This is a genomic window from Catenuloplanes niger, assembly GCF_031458255.1.
Lineage (GTDB): Bacteria > Actinomycetota > Actinomycetes > Mycobacteriales > Micromonosporaceae > Catenuloplanes > Catenuloplanes niger.
Genome location: NZ_JAVDYC010000001.1, coordinates 4190240 through 4208453, shown reverse-complemented (window position 1 = coordinate 4208453; position 18214 = coordinate 4190240). Strand labels below are relative to the sequence as shown.

Annotated in this window: 20 protein-coding genes and 1 tRNA gene; 10 read left to right on the top strand and 11 right to left on the bottom strand. The window is 67.8% G+C overall.

The features are described 5' to 3' along the window. Window positions 1-41: 41 nt before the first annotated feature. Both J2S44_RS18485 and J2S44_RS18480 read left to right on the top strand, forming a co-directional pair. Window positions 42-881, top strand: a complete 840-nt coding sequence (locus J2S44_RS18485; RefSeq protein ID WP_310415353.1) for a helix-turn-helix domain-containing protein — start codon at window positions 42-44, stop codon at window positions 879-881. After that, entirely contained in the window at window positions 869-1087 is a 219-nt protein-coding gene (locus tag J2S44_RS18480; protein WP_310415350.1) for a DUF397 domain-containing protein, read from the top strand. Before J2S44_RS18485 ends, J2S44_RS18480 begins: the two co-directional genes overlap by 13 nt. Window positions 1088-1181: 94 nt before the next feature. Here J2S44_RS18480 and J2S44_RS18475 read toward each other — a convergent pair whose 3' ends face one another. Then, the gene (locus tag J2S44_RS18475) at window positions 1182-3011 is read right to left on the bottom strand and encodes an ATP-dependent nuclease (RefSeq protein WP_310415347.1); all 1830 of its coding nucleotides are present in this window, start codon (window positions 3009-3011) and stop codon (window positions 1182-1184) included. A gap of 263 nt (window positions 3012-3274) precedes the next feature. Here J2S44_RS18475 and J2S44_RS18470 point away from each other — a divergent pair, with 263 nt between their 5' ends. Next, a complete protein-coding gene (locus tag J2S44_RS18470) occupies window positions 3275-3823 on the top strand; it encodes a restriction endonuclease (protein ID WP_310415344.1) in 549 nt (182 codons plus the stop codon). A 383-nt stretch (window positions 3824-4206) separates the two neighbouring features. On the opposite strand, the gene J2S44_RS18465 is transcribed toward J2S44_RS18470, so the two are convergent. Further along, window positions 4207-4295: transfer RNA gene (locus J2S44_RS18465), tRNA-Ser, on the bottom strand. 223 nt (window positions 4296-4518) lie between these two features. Between J2S44_RS18465 and J2S44_RS18460 the strand changes: the two genes are divergently transcribed. Then, on the top strand, window positions 4519-5472 hold the full coding sequence (locus tag J2S44_RS18460; protein ID WP_310415341.1) for an NAD(P)H-quinone oxidoreductase: 954 nt from the start codon (window positions 4519-4521) through the stop codon (window positions 5470-5472). Here the strand turns inward: J2S44_RS18460 and soxR are convergent. From soxR to J2S44_RS18445, 3 genes are all read right to left on the bottom strand, one after another. Continuing rightward, window positions 5461-5901 carry a redox-sensitive transcriptional activator SoxR gene (soxR, locus tag J2S44_RS18455; protein ID WP_310429759.1) on the bottom strand — a complete coding sequence of 147 codons (441 nt, stop codon included), beginning with the start codon at window positions 5899-5901 and terminating at the stop codon, window positions 5461-5463. The two genes, J2S44_RS18460 and soxR, sit on opposite strands and share 12 nt — an antisense overlap. 172 nt (window positions 5902-6073) lie before the next feature. Next, a complete protein-coding gene (locus J2S44_RS18450) occupies window positions 6074-6772 on the bottom strand; it encodes a glycosyltransferase family 2 protein (protein ID WP_310415339.1) in 699 nt (232 codons plus the stop codon). Between the two features lie 207 nt (window positions 6773-6979). After that, complete coding sequence (locus J2S44_RS18445; RefSeq protein WP_310415336.1) at window positions 6980-7438, bottom strand: hypothetical protein; 459 nt, start codon at window positions 7436-7438, stop codon at window positions 6980-6982. A gap of 99 nt (window positions 7439-7537) precedes the next feature. On the opposite strand from J2S44_RS18445, the gene J2S44_RS18440 reads away from it, so the two are divergent. After that, a complete protein-coding gene (locus tag J2S44_RS18440) occupies window positions 7538-7954 on the top strand; it encodes a PH domain-containing protein (RefSeq protein ID WP_310415333.1) in 417 nt (138 codons plus the stop codon). Here the strand turns inward: J2S44_RS18440 and J2S44_RS18435 are convergent. Next, the gene (locus J2S44_RS18435) at window positions 7938-8861 is read right to left on the bottom strand and encodes a rhomboid family intramembrane serine protease (protein WP_310415330.1); all 924 of its coding nucleotides are present in this window, start codon (window positions 8859-8861) and stop codon (window positions 7938-7940) included. The genes J2S44_RS18440 and J2S44_RS18435 overlap by 17 nt on opposite strands. A gap of 20 nt (window positions 8862-8881) precedes the next feature. Beyond that, the gene (locus J2S44_RS18430) at window positions 8882-9409 is read right to left on the bottom strand and encodes a peptidylprolyl isomerase (RefSeq protein WP_310415327.1); all 528 of its coding nucleotides are present in this window, start codon (window positions 9407-9409) and stop codon (window positions 8882-8884) included. Window positions 9410-9530: 121 nt separating this feature from the next. Between J2S44_RS18430 and J2S44_RS18425 the strand changes: the two genes are divergently transcribed. Then, complete coding sequence (locus J2S44_RS18425; RefSeq protein ID WP_310415324.1) at window positions 9531-10379, top strand: hypothetical protein; 849 nt, start codon at window positions 9531-9533, stop codon at window positions 10377-10379. Between the two features lie 64 nt (window positions 10380-10443). Here J2S44_RS18425 and corA read toward each other — a convergent pair whose 3' ends face one another. The 3 genes from corA to J2S44_RS18410 all read right to left on the bottom strand — a co-directional run bounded on the left by corA (window position 10444) and on the right by J2S44_RS18410 (window position 13513). Continuing rightward, window positions 10444-11589, bottom strand: coding sequence for a magnesium/cobalt transporter CorA (corA, locus tag J2S44_RS18420; RefSeq protein ID WP_310415320.1), 1146 nt, complete (start codon window positions 11587-11589; stop codon window positions 10444-10446). Window positions 11590-11901: 312 nt separating this feature from the next. Then, window positions 11902-12996, bottom strand: a complete 1095-nt coding sequence (locus J2S44_RS18415) for an aminotransferase-like domain-containing protein (RefSeq protein ID WP_310415317.1) — start codon at window positions 12994-12996, stop codon at window positions 11902-11904. Window positions 12997-13120: 124 nt separating this feature from the next. Next, a complete protein-coding gene (locus tag J2S44_RS18410; protein ID WP_310415314.1) occupies window positions 13121-13513 on the bottom strand; it encodes a CBS domain-containing protein in 393 nt (130 codons plus the stop codon). Window positions 13514-13614: 101 nt separating this feature from the next. Here J2S44_RS18410 and J2S44_RS18405 point away from each other — a divergent pair, with 101 nt between their 5' ends. Genes J2S44_RS18405 through J2S44_RS18390 form a run of 4 tightly spaced genes read left to right on the top strand, consistent with a single transcriptional unit; the run spans window position 13615 to window position 16617 of the window. After that, entirely contained in the window at window positions 13615-14091 is a 477-nt protein-coding gene (locus J2S44_RS18405; RefSeq protein ID WP_310415310.1) for an NUDIX hydrolase, read from the top strand. A gap of 27 nt (window positions 14092-14118) precedes the next feature. Continuing rightward, window positions 14119-14850 carry a phosphocholine cytidylyltransferase family protein gene (locus tag J2S44_RS18400; protein ID WP_310415307.1) on the top strand — a complete coding sequence of 244 codons (732 nt, stop codon included), beginning with the start codon at window positions 14119-14121 and terminating at the stop codon, window positions 14848-14850. Further along, the gene (locus tag J2S44_RS18395) at window positions 14838-15899 is read left to right on the top strand and encodes an iron-containing alcohol dehydrogenase family protein (RefSeq protein ID WP_310415304.1); all 1062 of its coding nucleotides are present in this window, start codon (window positions 14838-14840) and stop codon (window positions 15897-15899) included. Before J2S44_RS18400 ends, J2S44_RS18395 begins: the two co-directional genes overlap by 13 nt. Next, window positions 15880-16617 carry a CDP-alcohol phosphatidyltransferase family protein gene (locus tag J2S44_RS18390; protein WP_310415301.1) on the top strand — a complete coding sequence of 246 codons (738 nt, stop codon included), beginning with the start codon at window positions 15880-15882 and terminating at the stop codon, window positions 16615-16617. The genes J2S44_RS18395 and J2S44_RS18390 overlap by 20 nt, the downstream gene beginning before the upstream one ends. Before the next feature lie 24 nt (window positions 16618-16641). Here J2S44_RS18390 and J2S44_RS18385 read toward each other — a convergent pair whose 3' ends face one another. Next, the gene (locus J2S44_RS18385; protein WP_310415298.1) at window positions 16642-18210 is read right to left on the bottom strand and encodes an arylsulfotransferase family protein; all 1569 of its coding nucleotides are present in this window, start codon (window positions 18208-18210) and stop codon (window positions 16642-16644) included. Between the last annotated feature and the right edge of the window lie 4 nt (window positions 18211-18214).

Here is an 18214-nt window from a genome sequence, read left to right as displayed (position 1 = left end):
GGGAATCTGAGACCTTTCATGTGGAATAGCTGTGGTGCGCCGTGATCAACAATCCAACACGCACACCTCACCCGACGCTGATCTCTCTAGGCAGAGAACTCCGGATCGCACGCGAATCTCGCGGCATAACTCAACAAGAACTCGGCGCAGAGATCCACTTCTCCGACAGCCAGATCTCCGCTGTCGAGACCGGCCGGCGCCTGCCGAGCGACGCCCTCATTCGTCGCGCCGACGAGATACTCGGTACCGCGGGTCTGCTCGTTCGACTCTTGGAAACCGCACAGGCAACCGCAACCCGGGAGACCTTGCCCGAGTGGTTCCGCCCCTGGGCAGACATCGAGCAGGCCGCCACCAAGCTCCGCTCATACCAACCACTCGTCCTGGACGGCTTGCTACAGACCCCCGCCTACGCCCACGCCATGTTCCAAGCCGGCGACCCAGCAGCCGATGAGGACACTCTCCAACGCGCAGTAGCGGCCCGCATCGACCGGCAGCAGATCTTCAACCGCCCAAACCCCCCACGGCTCATCACGATCCTCGAAGAGTCAGTCCTCCACCGCCCCATCGGCCCAACACCCGAGGTGATGCGCAACCAACTCGACCACCTAGCCACGGCCAGCCGCGGCGGCACCATCGAGATCCACATCCTCCGCACCGAGGTCGGCACACACAGAGGCCTAGCCGGCGCCTTCGCACTCGCCACTATCCCAGGCCATCCCGAGATCGCCTACATCGACACCCAACTCCGCGGCCTGGTCATCGAGGCCACGACAGACGTTGATGCCATCCACCACATCTGGGAAGGTCTCCTAGGAGAAGCCCTTCCCCAACGTCAGTCCCTCAAGCTGATCCAGGAGGCCACAGAGTCATGGACAACCTGACATGGAAAAAGTCCACCCGCAGCAGTCCCAACGGCGGCCACTGCGTTGAGGTAGCCTTTACAGCTTCCCGCCAGGTTTGGGTTCGGGATAGCAAATTTCGATCTGGGCCGACCCTCCAGTTCAGCCCACCCTCATGGATTGCCTTGATTCAAGATATTGGACGTAAGTACGCAATAAACGGAAGCCCGCCCAAAAATCCCGCTTAATGCTGATCGCGATTAGATCACAGATAATCGGATTGCATGAAACTCCACGACGCGGCGGTTCGGCGTGGCAGACGGTGAGAGGGATGCACGTAAACTAATCGGCGGCCCCGATGATTTTACCTTCCGTGGTTGCCGCCTGATCTTGGTGTTGCCAGATAAATTCAGCGATATTCTTCACGTATGCTGTAGCCTCCGCTGACTCCTCGTAAGCGCGGGATTCAAGAACTTGACGCAGCCAAGCTGCCTTGTCCTTTGAAGGAACATCCCTATGGAAACACTCAAGTTCACCCACGGGGACGAGGAAGATTCCTATACTCTTCAGTGCCGAGTCTAGTGATGCATACGCGGCGGCCGCCTCGCCCATCAAGAGTGCCTTACCTTGGCTTTTGAACAGCTTCCATCCACTGGACGGCGTGATAAGAGACCGAATTTCTGCTGCCTGGGCCGGCATGATCCGATCTCCATCAACATTATTAAGGATTTCAGTGATTTTAAAACGGGCAAAATCTTTGTCGGCGTACTTCATGCGGGACTTGATTGCCGCCAGTACGACACTGCGATTTTTTTGCATACTCTTTGAATTGCCACCACATGCTTCCACTAATGCGGTGAAGTCTCCATCGTCCTGCAGGAAGTCGATGTCCACGGCGCATCCCACAGGAACCCGGGCGGCCCTTAGTGCCCTCACCGCTTTTGGGATGCCCGTTTTGCCTCCGCAGTGTGCGAAGTGCACGCTTAGGGCTGAAACCTCAAAGCCGCCGTCCAATACCTTAACGGTAGACTCAAGAACCGCACGATAATACGTGCAGTCAGATCCTGCCTCGCAAAGCATTACACCATGAGAGAAAAGCCCGTCCAGGATGCCGAAATACTTGATCAGTGGGTCCTCGTATACCTGTTGGACCCTATCGACATGCACTTGCGCAGCGTGATTGCCCTTGCTTGAACGCGTCAGTCGCACAACGGTAACCGCACTTGCTGACGACTTTTCAGACATAATTCCGCGAAGGATGTCGTCACTGTGTGTGGCAACTATTACTTGGACGCCACGATCGTGCTGCCTCGCAAGGAACCGACCAAGCATGTAGGCCTGAGGTGGGTGGAGAAACGCTTCTGGCTCGTCAATTAAAAGAAGTGGGTATCCTGCAGTTATGACAGTTAGAACCATTCCCATGAATGACTTAACGCCGTCACCTTGATCTTGAAGAAGAGGAAGTGATTTGATTTCTTCAAGATACTCGGGTGAGGCTGGGGCGGGGCCTTCCTCTGCGGCCACAGTTCCAACGTGCAGAGTAATCTGACTACCGCCATATCGATTGACGGTAAGGTGCTCGCCGAATGCCGACCTCATCTCCTCGCTTGCAAGGCGTTCTAGGTCTCGATTAGCGTAGAGGAATTGAAGCGGTTGCGTCGGAGCCTCTTGCAGGGCGTTGAAAGACGAGGAAGTAGCCACCGCGCTCTGAGCCTGCCCGGCGGGAATGTGACGCAGCAAGAAGTTTGCGAGCTTGCCAAAACTGGATTGCCCGGAGGTCCAACTTCTTTTGATCTCGCGTACCGCGACCCCTGGCCCACCGAGTGAAGTGAAGCTCTCTTCTTCGTAGATCCCATGCGGATACGATCCAGGGGCGTAGAACTTATACCGCCCACGCATCCAGTCAATCAGTGCCTCCTCCTCGCACCTTCTTTCAACCTCAATCCCAGCAGTCACCTTTGGCCGGATGTGCGGCTCTAGTTGTACAAGCGTTAGGCGCTCAGCAATTTCCTGGAGCAATCTACTCTTGCCGGCATTGTTAGGTCCAACCACCACGGTTAGACCTTCAGCTACAGCAATCTGCTCTCCACTCAAGAGCGAAACTCGTGTCAGCTTGAGCAAGTCCGGTTTTCCTGTATCCACTAAGACATCATGCCCGACATGGTTGATCATGCAGAGGTGGGTCAGTCTTGAACCTGGCCAAGCCGTATCAAGGCATAGCAAATTGGCTGGCTTTGTGCTGCTTCTGCAACCTGTATGAAACTTCAGAATTCGGTAGCTAGTAGCTAGCTGCCGAATTGGTCTCTCCTGGATCAAGGGCACCGCAAGCGGTGCCGCGTCGCCAGCGGCCTGCTGGCGGCCTCCGGCCGGCATCGGCCGCCGGCGACGCACACGGTGGGCGACCTTGAGCAGGTGAGTGCTTTTAACGTCGCGGCATGGTTTCTCCCGACGATGCCCAAGTCGCGCCCGCGCTGGACCAGAACGCGGCTCTCGCGTTGGAGCGGTACCAGCGCTCGATCAGCCGGCTCACCTTCTGCTTCGACGGGCGGCCCACCACTCTGTACAACCGGACTCTGATCGGCCGGCTCAGCGGCAGCCCGCGGCCGGTCGAGATCCTGATGTGGGGACCGGTCATGGGAGAGGATGTCGCCGTCGCGATCGAATGCAGGCAGCGGCAGCAGGCAGTAGGCGTCGGAGCGGTCGAGCACTTCGCGGGCAAGCTCCTGGACATCGCGGCGGACTGCGGCATCCTCTACTCGATCTCCGGATTCACCAGGAACGCCCGAGCCCGCGCCGCAGCGATAAGGAGCCCCGCGGTCATGCTGCTCGCGCTCAACCGACCTGGCCGGTACCGAGAGCTGACGATCCCGAAGCAGCGCGAGCCGGGGGAGGACGAGGCGTTTCTGCCGCCGCACGACGCTGAGGAGATCACGGAGTTGGACTTCCTGCTCTACCTCTGGTTGCGGCCACAGTCGCCCAACTGACGACGACCCGTGGTGGTCCAGACCGTGACGATCGCGTGGGTGGCCGGCCGCCGCTGTTGCTCCCGGCGATCGGCTGCCGCGCCGCTGCGCGGCTTGCCTCCGGTCCCCTCGGGTTACCCACCGCGCGGCGCAAGCCGGACGCCCGGACCGTCGACCGCACCTGTGACGTACCGAACACGCGCCGCCCGGACCACAAGCGGTCCGACGGCGCACAAGCCCCCGGAAGCGTGGCGGGAGCCCGTCGAGACCTTCCCCCCGATACGCCCCCGAACGCCGAGCGACAGCAAGATCAAGCGAGACACAGTGGGACCGCAGCCGGAGAAGCAAGAAGCGGGCCGCCGCAGCGTTTCCGCTGCTGACGACCCGCTTTCCGCACGTGGATGCGGAGGGCCAGGGATTCGAACCCTGGAAGAGTGTCACCACCCTTAGTGGTTTTCAAGACCACCGCCATCGGCCACTAGGCGAGCCCTCCCGGCTTCGTCGGAGGGTGCTCGGGCACGCTCCGCCGCCTGGGAGTCGCAAAAAAGTTCCGGCCATGCGACTACCCGACCACCAGTTTGCCAGACCGGTCGGGTGGATTTTCAACCCCGGTGGCAGGTCGCGGATCACCCGCGGTTCGCAAGTTTTCTACCAGCGCCGATGTGGGCGGGTACGCCGGGTGTCGGATCGTCCGCGCGGGTGGGTATAAGGATCGTATGCATGCGATCACGATCCCGGAGCCCGGCGGGCCGGAGGCGCTCGTCTGGTCGGAGGTGCCGGATCCGGTGCCGGGTCCGGGCGAGCTGCTGATCGAGACGGCGGCGAGCGCGGTGAACCGGGCGGACCTGATGCAGCGCCAGGGGGACTACCCGCCGCCCAAGGGCGCGTCACCGTACCCGGGGCTGGAGTGCTCCGGGGCCGTCGCCGCGCTCGGCGAGGGCGTGACCGGGTTCGAGGTCGGCGAGCGCGTCTGTGCGCTGCTGGCCGGCGGCGGTTACGCGGAGCGCGTCGTGGTGCCGGCCGCGCAGGTGCTCCCGGTGCCGGCGGGCACGGACCTGGTGGACGCGGCCGCGCTCCCGGAGGTGGCGTGCACGGTCTGGTCGAACGTGGTGATGGCCGCGCACCTGGCGAAGGGTGAGACGCTGCTGGTGCACGGTGGCGGCAGCGGCATCGGCACGTTCGCGATCCAGCTGGGCCGGGCGCTCGGGGCGACGGTGGCCACCACGGCGAGCCGGGGCAAGCACGCGGCGCTGCGGGAGCTGGGCGCGGACGAGACGATCGACTACGCGACCGAGGAGTTCGAGAAGCGGGTCGCGCCGGACGTCATCCTGGACATCATGGGCGGCTCCTACCTCGCGCGGAACGTGGAGGCGCTCCGGCCCGACGGGCGCCTCGTGATCATCGGTACGCAGGGCGGTCGCACGGCCGAGCTGCACATCTCGAAGCTGCTGGCCAAGCGCGGCACACTGATCGCGACGGCGCTGCGGTTCCGGCCGGCGGCGCAGAAGGCGGAGATCGTCCGGCAGGTGCGCGAGCACGTCTGGCCGCTGATCGAGTCCGGCGCGGTCCGGCCGGTCGTGGACCGCCGGATCCCGATGCGCGACGCCGCGGAGGCGCATCGCGTGGTCGAGTCCGGCGGCCACCTCGGCAAGGTCCTGCTAGTTGCCTGACAGCAGTATCCGCGGGCCGGGTCCGAACGCGGCCAGTTCGTCGCCGGGGTTGTAGAGCGTGCACTTCTGCAGCGACAGGCAGCCGCAGCCGATGCAGCCGGTGAGGTTGTCGCGGAGCCGTTCGAGCAGCGCGATCCGCTCCGCCAGCTTGTCGTGCCAGCCGGCGGAGAGCCGCGCCCAGTCGGCCTTCGTGGGCACGCGCCCGTCCGGCAGCGAGGCGAGCGCCTCCCGGATCTCCTCCAGCGACACGCCGACCTGCTGCGACACCCGGATGAACGCGATCCGGCGCAGCTCCGCGCGCTGATATCGCCGCTGGTTGCCGCCGGTGCGGACCGCGTGGATCAGGCCGAGGCGCTCGTAGTACCGCAACGCGGACGGTGCGACGCCGCTCCGGGCCGCCATGTCGCCGATCGTGAGGAGATCCTGCATGGTCGTCACGGACCCAAAGTTAAATCATGCTTGAGTTTTCGCCCAGCCCGTCAAAAGCAAACACGACAAAAGCAATTCAACGGTACGGGAAGGCCCGTGCATCGCGTTTCGCGCGAGGTATACGCAACAACGCTCGGGTGCGGTGCACCCGAGCGTTGTGGACGTTCTCAGATCAGCGCGTGGCCTTCGGCTTCCGGACGCGCTCGCGGGCGAGGATCCAGATCGCCTCCACGCCGTCCTTCCACGTGATCTTCTTGCCCTCCTCGCGCCCACGGGCACGGTAGGAGATCGGCACCTCGTACGGCCGGATGCGCTGGCGGAGCAGCTTGCCGGTGACCTCGGCCTCCATGCCGAAGCCGCGCGACTTGATCGCGAGCGACCGGTAGAGCGAGACCGGCATCAGCTTGAAGCAGGTCTCCAGGTCGCCGATGTACGAGTTGTAGAGCACGTTCGCGGCGGTGGTGACGCCCTTGTTGCCCATCACGTACCAGAAGCTGTACGCGCTGTGGCTGCCGAAGGTCCGATTGCCGTAGACGACCTGGGCGTGACCGTCCAGCACCGGCTGGAGCAGGCGCGGGATGTCCTGCGGGTCGTACTCCAGGTCGGCGTCGAGGATGACCATGAACTCACCCTCGGCGTTGTCCACCGCGGTCTTGATCGCGGCGCCCTTGCCCGCGTTCTTCGCGTGGGTGATGACACGCACCCGCGTGTCGTCAACGGCAGCCAGGATCTCTCCGGTACGGTCAGAGCTGCCGTCGTCGACGACGACGAGCTCGATCTCGCATGGGTAGTCCACCGCCAGTGCCTGCTTCAACGCGTTAGCCAGACGGGCTTCCTCGTTGTAGACCGGCATGAGGATCGAAAGCTTCACCGGGTTTTCTCCACACTGCGGGACGACGAGATCGGCCATAGCCTAGCCGCAGGATCGCTTCAGGTGTATCCCGGGTTTGGGGTATGGCGTGATCAACTTTGCGTCACTACAGCGTATTAGATCCCTGATCTACTTTCTCTTACTAATTGCGCTTTCGTCGTCACCGTTGGTGCGAGGAGCGGCCCCGCACCGGCACGGCGCGGCGGGTCAGCCGGCGGCGGCCGCCGGGGTCGGGCGGGGCAGGAGCTTCGGCCGGAAGACCCGGCTGAGCAGTGCGTCCAGGTGCCACAGCTGCTTGGGGTGACCGACCCGGATCCAGAACCGCTCCCGCACGCCGTCGATCGCGGTGGCCGCGAGCTCGACCGCGGAGAGTTGCACGTCCGGGTTCCAGTTGACGTTCCCCAGGTGTCGTAGCTCTGCGTTGAGGTGCAGTCGCAGCCGGCGCAGCACCCGGGTCTCCTGGGTCACCACCAGCCGGCGTTGGGTCAGTAGGAGCAGGAACTCTCCCTGCAGCGGCCGGTCGGGACGGAGGCATCGGGCCACCAGCACGGCGGTGTCGTCGGCTTCGACGCACCGGCGGAAGACCGGCATGTGCCGGCTGACGGTCGGGACGGCCACTCCGGCTTCGGCGGCGGCTGGCAGGAACGTTCGCGAGAAGACGTCCATGCCGGTTCAACGACGCGTGAACCGGATATGACGCGCCGGCTGCGCGGACCGGACAGTGTCCGCTGCGGTTTCCGGACACGGTTTGACATGCTGGCGGGCATGACCGACCCGATGTCCTGGAGAGTGCCCATCTGGTTACCGGTGGTCAAGCTGGCCGGCGGCGTCGCGCTGCTGCTGCTCGCGCTCGCGCTGGCCGACGGGGACCGCGCCCAGCTCGGTGCCGGCGCCGTGGTCTGCGCCGGGCTGGCGGGGTGGGCCGCACGGGACCTGCTGGCTCCGGTGCGGCTCGCGGTCGACGAGGACGGGCTGACCGTGGTGACCGGCTTCGCCCGCCGGACCCGGCTGACCTGGGAGCGGGTCGAGGCGGTGCGGCTGGACACCCGCCCGCGCCTCGGCGTGCGCACCGAGACGCTCGAGGTCGACACCGGCGACACGCTGCACGTGTTCACCAAGGCCGACCTCGGCGTACCGCCGGAGGAGGTGTTGCCGCACCTGTCGTCTAGGACGACGCGGTGAGCGCGAGCACCGCCAGGATCACGAAGATCAGCCCGAGCGCGCCGCCCTGGATCAGCCCCCGGTTGCGCGCCGGGGCGTAGGCGAGCGCGGCCGCGGCCAGCCCGCCGACGGCCAGCCCGCCGATGTGCCCGGCGATCGAGATGCTCGGCACCACGAACGTGATGACCAGGTTGACGATCAGGATCGGCAGCACGGACGACGTGTCCCGGCCGAGGCGGCGCAGCAGCACGAAGAGCGCGGCGAAGAGCCCGAAGATCGCGGTGGAGGCGCCGGCCGACACCGACTCCGCGTCGATCAGCAGCGCGGCCACGTTGCCGCCGAAGCCGGCGACCAGGTAGAGCGCGAGGAACCGCAGCGGGCCGAGCGCGGTCTCCAGCTGCCGGCCGAGAATCCACAGCGCCCACATGTTCATCAGCAGGTGCAGGATTCCGAAGTGGATGAACATGGCGGTGAACAGCCGGTAGTAGCCGCCGTCCCAGACGCCGGGGAAGACCGTGCCGTACTGCGGCAGCGCCCCGAACGTCGCGTTGCCGTCGGCGAGCACGGTGATCGACGGCCCGACCACCGCGCCGGCGTAATGGATGATCGACGCGCCGCTGAACAGCCCGCTGCCGACCAGCGCGTTCATGCCGGAGAAGACCACGCCGAGCACGGCGGCCAGCACGTTCAGCCCGATCAGCGTGGTCGTGACGACTCCGGCACGGCCGGCCGCGCTCCCGCCGAAGGCGGTGCGGACCGGCCGTTGCGTACGTCTCCCCTCGGCCACGCACTCCGGGCACTGGTGGCCGACCGACGCCTCGTTCATGCAGTCGGGGCATATCGATCGGTCGCACCTCGTGCACCGGACATGCGTTTCCCGGCCGGGATGCCGGTAGCAGACCGGGACGGTCGCCGGAACGTCACTCATACGATCAAAAGTACGTCAGATCAGCCGACGCGTTCGATCTCGACCTTCTCGATGATCACGTCCTGCTTCGGACGGTCCATCGGGCCGGTCGGCGTGGTGGCGATCGAGTCGACCACGCGCGCGGACTCGTCGTCGGCCACCTGGCCGAAGATGGTGTGCCGGTGGTTCAGGTGCGGCGTCGGCGACACCGTGATGAAGAACTGCGAGCCGTTCGTGCCGGGCCCCGCGTTCGCCATCGCGAGCAGGTACGGCCGGTTGAAGACCAGGTCCGGGTGGAACTCGTCGGCGAACTTGTAGCCGGGGCCGCCGGTGCCGGTGCCGGTCGGGTCGCCCATCTGGACCATGAAGCCGCTGATCACCCGGTGCGAGATGGTGCCGTCGTAGTACGGGCCCTTGCCGGCCTGGCCGGTGCGCGGGTCGGTGTACTCCTTGGTGCCCTCGGCCAGCTCTACGAAGTTGGCAACCGTCTTCGGGGCGTGCAGCGGAAACAGCTCGAGCCGGATCGCACCGTGGTTGGTGTGCAGGGTGGCATATACAGCCTGGGCCACGGGTACTCCTTCGTCGGTTGGACAGTTCAGTTTCCAAGCGGATCCTCCCATGTACGAGTTCCGCCTACACGGCGGCACCCGAAGGGGCAGGATCACCACAGGGACAGACACCCTTACGGAGGTGGGGCTGGTGTTCGGTATCGGGCGAAGCAAGACCCGCAGCCAGATGGTCCGGGAAGAGCTCGAAGAGGGCCTGGGTCACCTGAGGCAGGCGGCCACGCACGCGGCGGAGGGCGTCGGTGCGACGGTCGGCCCGCGGGTGCACGCCGCGCGCGAGGTCGTGACACCGGCCGCCAGCCGTGCGCGCACCGCGGCCGCCGGTGGCATCGCGGCGTTCACCCCGCTGGCCATGTCGGCCGCGGAGAACGCGCGACAGGCCGGTAAGCAGGCCGGGAAGCAGACCCGGCGGATGAAGCGGAAGAACGCCAAGGCGCTGCGACGCGCCGTCGGCCGGGAGGAGCGAGGCATGTCGCGGAACCGCAAGCTGACCGGTCTGCTCATGATCGGCGTCGCCGCCGGTGTGGCCGGGTCGATGATCATGAAGAAGCGGCGGCAGCGCGAAGAGGATCAGTGGACCACCCACGAGTCCAGCACCGCGCGCAGCGCCACCGACGCGGCCCGGCAGATGACCGAGAACGCGAAGCAGATGTCCGAGAACGCGAAGGACAAGATCGCGACGGCGGCCGAGTCGGCGAAGGAGACCGTGAAGAGCGCGGCGGACACCGCGAAGACCGCGATGCACGCCGCCCCCGGCGACAAGGACCAGGACAAGAAGGACCAGGACAAGCAGCCGGCCGCGGACCGGATGGCCGCGTCCGACCGGCTGAACCCGGACACGCAGTCGCCCGGCACGTCGTCCGCCTCGTCGATCCGGCCGGCCGGGATGGCGGGCGCGACCGGCATGGCCGGCGCCGGCAACAAGATGCACGGTGACCCGGTCACCGGCCCGGACCGCTGGGCCAACGGCTGAGGACACGCGACGAAACGGCCGGGGGTACGCCGTACCCCCGGCCGTTCCTGCTCGTGTTTCGGTCCTACAGCCAGCCGTTGCGCCGGAACAGGCGGTAGAGCGTGGCTGACGTGATCACCAGCAGGGTGATCAGCACCGGGTACGAGAAGCGCCACTCCAGCTCCGGCATGAACTTGAAGTTCATGCCGTAGATGCCGGCGGCCGCGGTCCAGACCGTGGCGATCGCGGCCCAGGCGGCGATCTTCCGCATGTCGTTGTTCTGGTCGACCGTGACCTGCGCCAGCCGCGCCTGCAGGATCGAGTTGAGCAGGTCGTCGTTCGCGGTGACCTGCTCGATCGTGCGGCTGAGGTGGTCCTGCACGTCCCGGAAGTACCGGCGGATCTCCTTCGGCACCGTGCCGCGGCTGGCGTCCGAGGTGAGCGTGAGCAGCGGCCGCTGGAACGGCACCACCGCGCGGCGGAACTCCACCAGCTCGCGCTTGAGCTGGTAGATCGACTGGATGCTGCTGTTGCCGGCGCGCGAGAAGACGTCCTCCTCCAGCGCGTCCAGGTCGTCCTCGATGCCGTCCGCGACCTCGATGTAGTGGTCGACGATCCGGTCCGAGACCGCGTACGCGACCGCCCACGGGCCCTGGGCCAGCAGCTCCTGACGCGCCTCCAGGTCCGCGCGGACCGGGGCGAGCCGCGAGGCGTTGCCGTGCCGGACCGTGATCACGAAGGCCGGGCCGATGAACATCAGCACCTGGCCCGTCTCCACCACCTCGGAGTGCTCGGTCAGCCGGCCGTGCTCCAGATACCGGGCGGTGCGGCAGACCAGGAACACCACGTCGTTGAAGCGCTCCAGCTTCGGCCGCTGCTCCGCCTTGACCGCGTCCTCGACCGCGAGCTCGTGCAGACCGTACGCCTCCGCGATCGGTGCCATCTCGGCCTCGCTCGGCTCGTGCAGGCCGAGCCAGACGAACGCGGTCGGCTGCTCCCGGGCCGCGGCCAGCGCGGACGCGTAGTCCTGCGGGCCCTCCTGACGCACGCCGTCGACGTAGAGCGCGCAGTCGACGACCGCGCTGCGGACCACGTCGTTCGCCGGTGGGGGAGGAGGCGAGCCGTCGGCCCCGATGATCCGGGTCATCGCCCGGACCGGCGCCGTCCACGTTCGGGAGCGTCCCCCCGAGTGTCCGTTGCCGCCGGCCGTCGGATTGTTCCGCTCAACCATCCGCTTCACCCCCTCGTCGTATCCCGCATGGACATTACGCGCGGGCGGCGCCGGTGGGCGTGACGCGGGTGAGGGGGGTGGCGCCGGGTGGACCGGCCGCTTTGGGGGGTGGGGGGTGCGGATCGGTCCACCCGGCGCCAAGGGGGCGGGGTTAGGTCTATGAGCGCCATCGCACGGCGATTGGCCTCCCGCATTGTGGCGGCAGGCCCGGCCGGAAGGAAACCCCGGACCGGGTCTGACCGCTCAATGTCGTAAACCCGACAGATCAAAAGGGCACCTTTTGGTGCTGTCAGGCGTTAGTGGGCTCTATTTTCAGCCGCGCACCGCGTCGATGGCGGCGGCCAGCCGGCGCACGCCCTCGTCGATCTGGTCCACGGTCACCGCGGAGAACGCCAGCCGCAGCGAGTGCTCGCCGCCCTCCAGCAGGAAGTCCGTGCCCTTCACGACCGCCACGCCGCGCTCGGCCGCGGCCGGGAGCAGCTTGTCCACGTACACGTCGTCGGGCAGGTCGATCCAGAGGAAGTAGCCGCCGTCCGGCTCCGTGAACCGCACCCCCGGGATGTGCGCCCGCAGCGACTCGGCCAGCACCCGGGCCCGCTCGCCCAGCGCCGCGCTGACCGTCGCGATCGACCGGTCGATGTCACCGGACACGCAGAACTGGTGCACGATCGCCTCGGACACCATGCCGGGCGAGATGTAGAGGTTGGTCGCGCGCTTCGCGATGTCGCCGATCAGCTTCGCGGGGCCGACCAGGTAACCGACGCGCACGCCGGGGCAGACCGTCTTGGTGAAGCTGGACGCGTGCACCACCACGCCCTCGGTGTCCATCGACAGCATCGACGGCAGCGCCTCGCCACGGAATCGGATGTCCGCGTACGGGTCGTCCTCGAAGATGGTGAAACCGAACTCCTTCGCCAGCGCCAGCAGCTCACGGCGGCGCTCCAGGGACAGCGTCACCCCGGCCGGGTTCTGGTAGTTCGGGATGATGTGGGCGAGCGTCGGGCGCACGCCGGACTCCAGCAGGGTGCGCAGCTCCGCGGTGTCGATGCCGTCCGCGTCCAGCGTCACCTGGTGCACCTTGCCGCCCAGGTTCTGCAGGTTGAGCAGCGTCCGGTCGTACGTCGGCCTCTCCACCACGACCGCGTCGCCGGCCTTGACCAGGTGGTCGAAGAGGAACGCGTCGGCCTGCAGCGAGCCGTTCGTGATCAGCACCTGCTCCGGCGTGACGCCGTGCTTCTCCGCGATCCACGCGCGGAGCGGGACGTAACCCACCGAGGTGCCGTAGGCGGTGATGCCCGCCGGGTCGGCGTCGAACGCACGCACCGCCGCGGCCTTCAGGCCCTCGATGTCCACGATGTCGAGGGAGGGGGCGCCACGGGCGAAGGAGATCAGCTGCTCAGCGGTCATGCGCTACAGCTTACGAGCCGGGCATGATCTTCCCCATGCCCGTTCCCGCCTGGTGAAAGCCCTCGGAAAAAGCGGCGGCGACGGGTGCGCCGGCCGCAGAAAGCGACCGGCTCCACCCGTACCGTCAGGAGGTTTTCAAGGCTCTTTCCCGCGCCCAGACGCGCATGACGTCGCGGACCGAGATCACGCCGAGGACCTCGTCGCCCTCCAGCACGACCAGGTGCCGGAACCCGCCGCGGGCCATCGCGAGCGCGGCCTCCTCCAGCGTCCAGCGCGGACTCGCGTAGACGACGTCCCAGGTCAGGTGGGCGCCGATGCGTTCGGTGTCCGGGTCCAGCCCGGCGCCGATCGCCTTGAGCAGGTCCCGTTCGGTCATGATCCCGACGCCCTCGCCGTCCGGGTCGAGGATCACGGCGGATCCGATGCCGCGGTCGGCCATCATCGTGGCCGCCTGGCGGAGTGTGTGATCGGGCCCCAGCGTGAGCACCAGGGCGGACATGGCATCGCGAACGTGCATGGCGCATCTCCCTTGATACGGCTGCTGTTCGTGCTGCCACTCATGGTGGCGAATCCGCAGGCGGAGCGGCAAGAGCGCCGGGTTCCGCTAATCTCTCGTCCGTGACTGCACCACCTGAGCCCTCCGGTCGGACGCCCGCGGACCCGCTGCTCTGCGCCGGTGCGCTGATCGTCGACGACGACGGCCGGATCTTCGTGCAGCGGCGGTCGGCGGACCGGCGGTTGTTCCCGGACACCTGGGACATCGTCGGCGGGCACGTGGAGGCGGGGGAGAGCGTCGACGAGGCGCTGCACCGCGAGGTCCGCGAGGAGACCGGCTGGATCCTGTCGCACGTGCTCGGCACGGTCGGCGAGCACACCTGGAAGGGCGACGACGGGCTCTACCGGCTGGAGACCGACTACCTCTGCCGGGTGGACGGCGACCTGACCCGGCCGCGGCTGGAGGCCGGAAAACACACCGACTTCGCCTGGGTCACCGAGGCCGAGCTGGACCTGCTGGACGAGAACCGGCCGGACGACGACACCATCCGGCGGATCGTCGCGGACGGGTTCGCCATGCTCCGGGTGTTCGGTTTCTGACGGTCGGTCGTTGTTCCCGGTATGGGAATGATCGGGCTCGTGCTCGCCGCCGGTGCCGGACGACGTCTGCGCCCGTACACCGACGAACTGCCGAAGGCACTCGTCCCGGTGGACGGGGACACCACGATCCTGGACATCGCGCTGCGCAACCTCGCGTCCGTGGGCCTGGCCGACGTCACGATCGTGGTCGGCTACCGGGCCCCGGCGGTGCTGTCCCGGGTGCCGGAACTCCAGGACCGATACGGGGTACGGCTGACGCTGGTGCACAACGACCGGGCCGAGGAGTGGAACAACGCGTACTCGCTGTGGCTCGCCCGTGACCACTTCACGAACGGCGCGCTGCTGGTCAACGGCGACACCGTGCACCCGGTGAGCGTGCAGAAGACGCTGCTCGCCGCGCGCGGCCCGTCGATCGTGCTGGCGCTGGACACCGCGAAGCACCTCGCCGACGAGGAGATGAAAGCCGATTTCTCACCCGACGGGCGGCTCAGCCGGATCACCAAGCTGATGGACCCGGCCGCCGCGACCGGCGAGTACATCGGCGTCTCGCTCATCTCACCGGCCGCGGCCGGCGGGCTCGCGGACGCGCTGGAGACGGTCTGGCGCCGCGACCCGAACCTCTACTACGAGGACGGCTTCCAGGAGTACGCGGACCGCGGCGGCGCCATCCGGTACGCGGACATCGGCGACGTCCCCTGGGTCGAGGTGGACAACCACGACGACCTGGCGCGCGCCCGGGCCATCGCATGCCGCTACTAGCCCGCACGATCCTCACGCCGCTGCACGTCGACGTGCGCCGCGGCGCCGTGGCCGACCTCGGCCGGATCCTCGCCGACGGCCGGATATCCGCCGGCGGTGACGTGGCCGTCGTGGTCGGGCACGGCGTCGGCGCGCGCGTCGCCGACCTGATCCGGCCGAACCTCGGCGCCGCCGACATCTTCACGGTCGCCGGCGGCACCCTGGACAGCGCGAACGAGCTGGCCGCGAAGCTGCGCGCCCGCTCGTACGACGCGGTGGTCGGGATCGGCGGCGGCACCACGCTGGACACCGCGAAGTACGCGGCCACCCGCTACGGCATCCCGATGGTGTCCGTCGCCACCAGCCTCGCCAACGACGGCATCGGCTCGCCGGTCGCCAGCCTGGTCAACGACGGGATCAAGGGTTCGTACGGCGTGCACATCCCGATCGCGGTCATCGTCGACCTGGACTTCGTCGAGGCCGGCCCGTCCCGCTACAACCGTGGCGGGATCGGTGACGTGCTCAGCAACCTCAGCGCGCTCGCGGACTGGGAACTGGCCCGCGACATCCGCGGCGAACCGGTCGACGGGCTGTCCGCGTCACTGGCCCGGATGGGCGCGGAGGCGCTGCTCAGCCACCCCGGCGACATGACCGACGACGGCTTCGTCACGGTGCTCGCCGAGAGCCTGATCGCGAGCGGGCTGGCGATGGCCGTGTCCGGTTCCAGCCGCCCGTGCAGCGGCGGCTGCCACGAGATCATGCACGCGGTCGACGTGCTCAACCCAGGCACCGGCTCGCACGGCGAACTGGCCGGCATGGGCGCGCTGTTCTGCACGTTCCTGCGCGGCGACGAGGCACGCTTCCGGCAGATCTCCCGCTGCCTGCGCCGGCACGGCCTGCACCGTACGCACCGGGAGTTCGGCCTGAGCGACGAACAGTTCGTGGACGTGGTCGGCTTCGCGCCGCGCACCCGGCCCGACCGGTACACGATCATCGAGCACCTGGCGATGGGTGCGAAGGAGATTCGCGCGCGGCTGGCAGACTACGTTGATGCAGTCCAGCGCTCCTGAGCACCAGCCGGCCGAGTCCGACTTCTACCGCGTCAACCGCGGCGGCGGCCTCTACAGCGAGGCGGTCAGCCAGCGACTCGGCGCCAAGCTCGCACTCTTCGGCTACCGCAAGAAGCTCGCACCGACCACGCTCACCATCTTCAACCTCGGCATCAGCGCGGTCGTCTCCGCACTGGTCATCGTGACCGCCGGCCCGGTCGCGGCCGGCGAGGTGCCCGGCGTCGTGATCGGCCTGATCGCGCTGGCCGGCTGGCAGCTCGCCTACGCGTTCGACTGCGCCGACGGCCAGCTCGCCCGCGTCACCGGCCAGACCAGCACGGACGGCGCCCGCGTCGACATCCTCTGCGACGTGGCCGGCCAGATCGCGCTGGTCGGCGCGCTCTCCGCGGTCGCGGTCGCCCAGGAACCGGAGACCCCCGCCTGGCTGATCGCGCTGTTCGCCGGCGGCTGGATGGTCAACCTGATCACCTCGGTCCTGGCCACCGGCCCGCAGGCGGTCAGCATGCTGAAGTCCAACACGTGGCCGATCCGCGTGGTGAAACTGGCCCGCGACTACGGCGCCATCATCGCCGTGGCCGCCGTCGTCCTCACCGTCGCCCCGATCGCCATGGTCTGGTTCATCGGCATCTTCACCCTGGTCAACGGCGCCTTCCTCCTCACCAGCATCGCCTTCAGCGCCCGCAACGCCCTCCGCGCCCACGACCTGCCGCGGTCCTGACGGCCCGGCCGGGCACGCGGCAGGTCAGCCGCGGACCGGGATGATGGCGGAGGAGCCGAGGAGGCGGCCGTTGGCGGCGAAGGCGTCGGCGCGGAGGTATTCCGGGTCGGTGGGGACGGTCAGCGCGGTTTCGAAGCCGGTGCGGTCGCCCTCGGCGACGACGCCGAGGCTGCCGGGCTGGCTGCCGGCGCGGATCTGCCAGGTCTCGACCTCGGTGGCGCCGTTCCAGCTGGCGTAGGCGACGAGTTTGCCGGCCTCCCGGCGCAACCCCACGGCGGGCTGGTCGGCGGGCTCGGCGGTCCACGTGGCGCGGGTCGCGCGGTACGACTGGCTGTCCGACGGGAGCCGGCCGTCGAAGAGCACGGTGCCGTCCTCGGCGAACTCGGTGAAGTACGGCAGTTCGCCCCAGCCGATGAACGAGCGGCCGTCCGGCCGTTCCTCCATGCTGCCCTGGGTGGGTGCGGACAGGCGGCGCGGGTGCACGTACTCCCGGACCAGCGTGGCCGCGCCGGCGTCCTCGTCCAGCGCGAGGATCAGGCCGCGGGAGCGGTCGTGTTCCCTGGTGATCCCGGCCGCGTTGTCGAACAGGCCGATCGTGCCGTCGCTGCGCCGCCGCGCGTCGTGCTGCCAGGAGAACGTCGCCTCCGGGGGCAGCCGGAAGTCGCTCCTCTTGCCGCCGAGCCGCCAGATCACGTCCCCGGTGGAGCGGTCGATCTTGTAGACGGTCCAGGTGTGCCGGGCGGAGACGAGCAGGTTGCCGTCGCTGTCCTCGGCCACCGAGTTCGCGTGGAAGTAGTCGTACGGCAGCAGCGCGGAGTCGCCGGCCGGCAGCGGCGCGTAGGACTCGTCGAACGGCACGTGGTCGCTGGCCCGCCACTCCATGAGCAGCTTGCCGGTGGCGATGTCGACCTCCTGGAGCACGCCGTCGTGCAGCGCGCCCGCGGCCGGGCCGCCGACCGAGGTGAGGTCCGCGGAGATCGGGCGGTACACCCAGAACAGCGCGGTCCCGCGTGAGGTGATCTTCAGGTCGTGCTGGTCGGCCTGGGTGACGCCGTCCGCGCGGATCCGGGTCACCTCGCGGTAGCGGTTGTCGTAGATGACGAACTCGCCCTGTCCTATGCCGAGCCCGCCGGTCCCGCCGATCAACCCCTCCCACCAGGTCAATACCGGTTTGTCCTGATATTTCTGCACTTTGAGGTCGATGGCGACGGTGGCCGGCGCGGGCACCGGCCGGAACCACACCGGCACGCCGTTCGTGTCCACGATGAGCGTGCCGAACTGCCCGCGGCCCTGGGCGGGTGTGAGGAACACCAGGCCGGAGTCCGGGTCCGGCGCCGGGGTGGACACCACGACCCGCTGCACGTGCAGGTCGGGCCGGGAGATGAAGTTGAGGAGGTTGTCCGCGCCGCCGGCCTCCGCGCCGCGGTTCGCCTCGCGCGCGGAGTCCGCGCCGATCACGAAGCCGGCGCCGCAACCGGTGAGTCCGACCGCCGCGAGTCCGGCGCCGGCGATCAGCAGCTGCCGCCGGGACCAGCGGCGGGGCGGTTCGGGCAGCGTGTCCGGCATCGCGCTGATCGGAGATGGAGGAACCATGCCG

Bases quoted from the DNA above. Each gene is read 5' to 3' on its own strand.
- J2S44_RS18410 (WP_310415314.1), bottom strand. From the start codon at position 13,513: ATGCACGTTCGCGATGCCATGTCCGCCCTGGTGCTCACGCTGGGGCCC.
- J2S44_RS18475 (WP_310415347.1), bottom strand. From the start codon at position 3,011: ATGATCAACCATGTCGGGCATGATGTCTTAGTGGATACAGGAAAACCG.
- J2S44_RS18460 (WP_310415341.1), top strand. From the start codon at position 4,519: ATGCATGCGATCACGATCCCGGAGCCCGGCGGGCCGGAGGCGCTCGTC.
- J2S44_RS18390 (WP_310415301.1), top strand. From the start codon at position 15,880: ATGCAGTCCAGCGCTCCTGAGCACCAGCCGGCCGAGTCCGACTTCTAC.
- J2S44_RS18440 (WP_310415333.1), top strand. From the start codon at position 7,538: ATGACCGACCCGATGTCCTGGAGAGTGCCCATCTGGTTACCGGTGGTC.
- J2S44_RS18435 (WP_310415330.1), bottom strand. From the start codon at position 8,861: ATGAGTGACGTTCCGGCGACCGTCCCGGTCTGCTACCGGCATCCCGGC.
- soxR (WP_310429759.1), bottom strand. From the start codon at position 5,901: ATGCAGGATCTCCTCACGATCGGCGACATGGCGGCCCGGAGCGGCGTC.
- J2S44_RS18400 (WP_310415307.1), top strand. From the start codon at position 14,119: ATGATCGGGCTCGTGCTCGCCGCCGGTGCCGGACGACGTCTGCGCCCG.
- J2S44_RS18385 (WP_310415298.1), bottom strand. From the start codon at position 18,210: ATGGTTCCTCCATCTCCGATCAGCGCGATGCCGGACACGCTGCCCGAA.
- J2S44_RS18415 (WP_310415317.1), bottom strand. From the start codon at position 12,996: ATGACCGCTGAGCAGCTGATCTCCTTCGCCCGTGGCGCCCCCTCCCTC.
- J2S44_RS18470 (WP_310415344.1), top strand. From the start codon at position 3,275: ATGGTTTCTCCCGACGATGCCCAAGTCGCGCCCGCGCTGGACCAGAAC.
- J2S44_RS18445 (WP_310415336.1), bottom strand. From the start codon at position 7,438: ATGGACGTCTTCTCGCGAACGTTCCTGCCAGCCGCCGCCGAAGCCGGA.
- J2S44_RS18480 (WP_310415350.1), top strand. From the start codon at position 869: ATGGACAACCTGACATGGAAAAAGTCCACCCGCAGCAGTCCCAACGGC.
- J2S44_RS18395 (WP_310415304.1), top strand. From the start codon at position 14,838: ATGCCGCTACTAGCCCGCACGATCCTCACGCCGCTGCACGTCGACGTG.
- corA (WP_310415320.1), bottom strand. From the start codon at position 11,589: ATGGTTGAGCGGAACAATCCGACGGCCGGCGGCAACGGACACTCGGGG.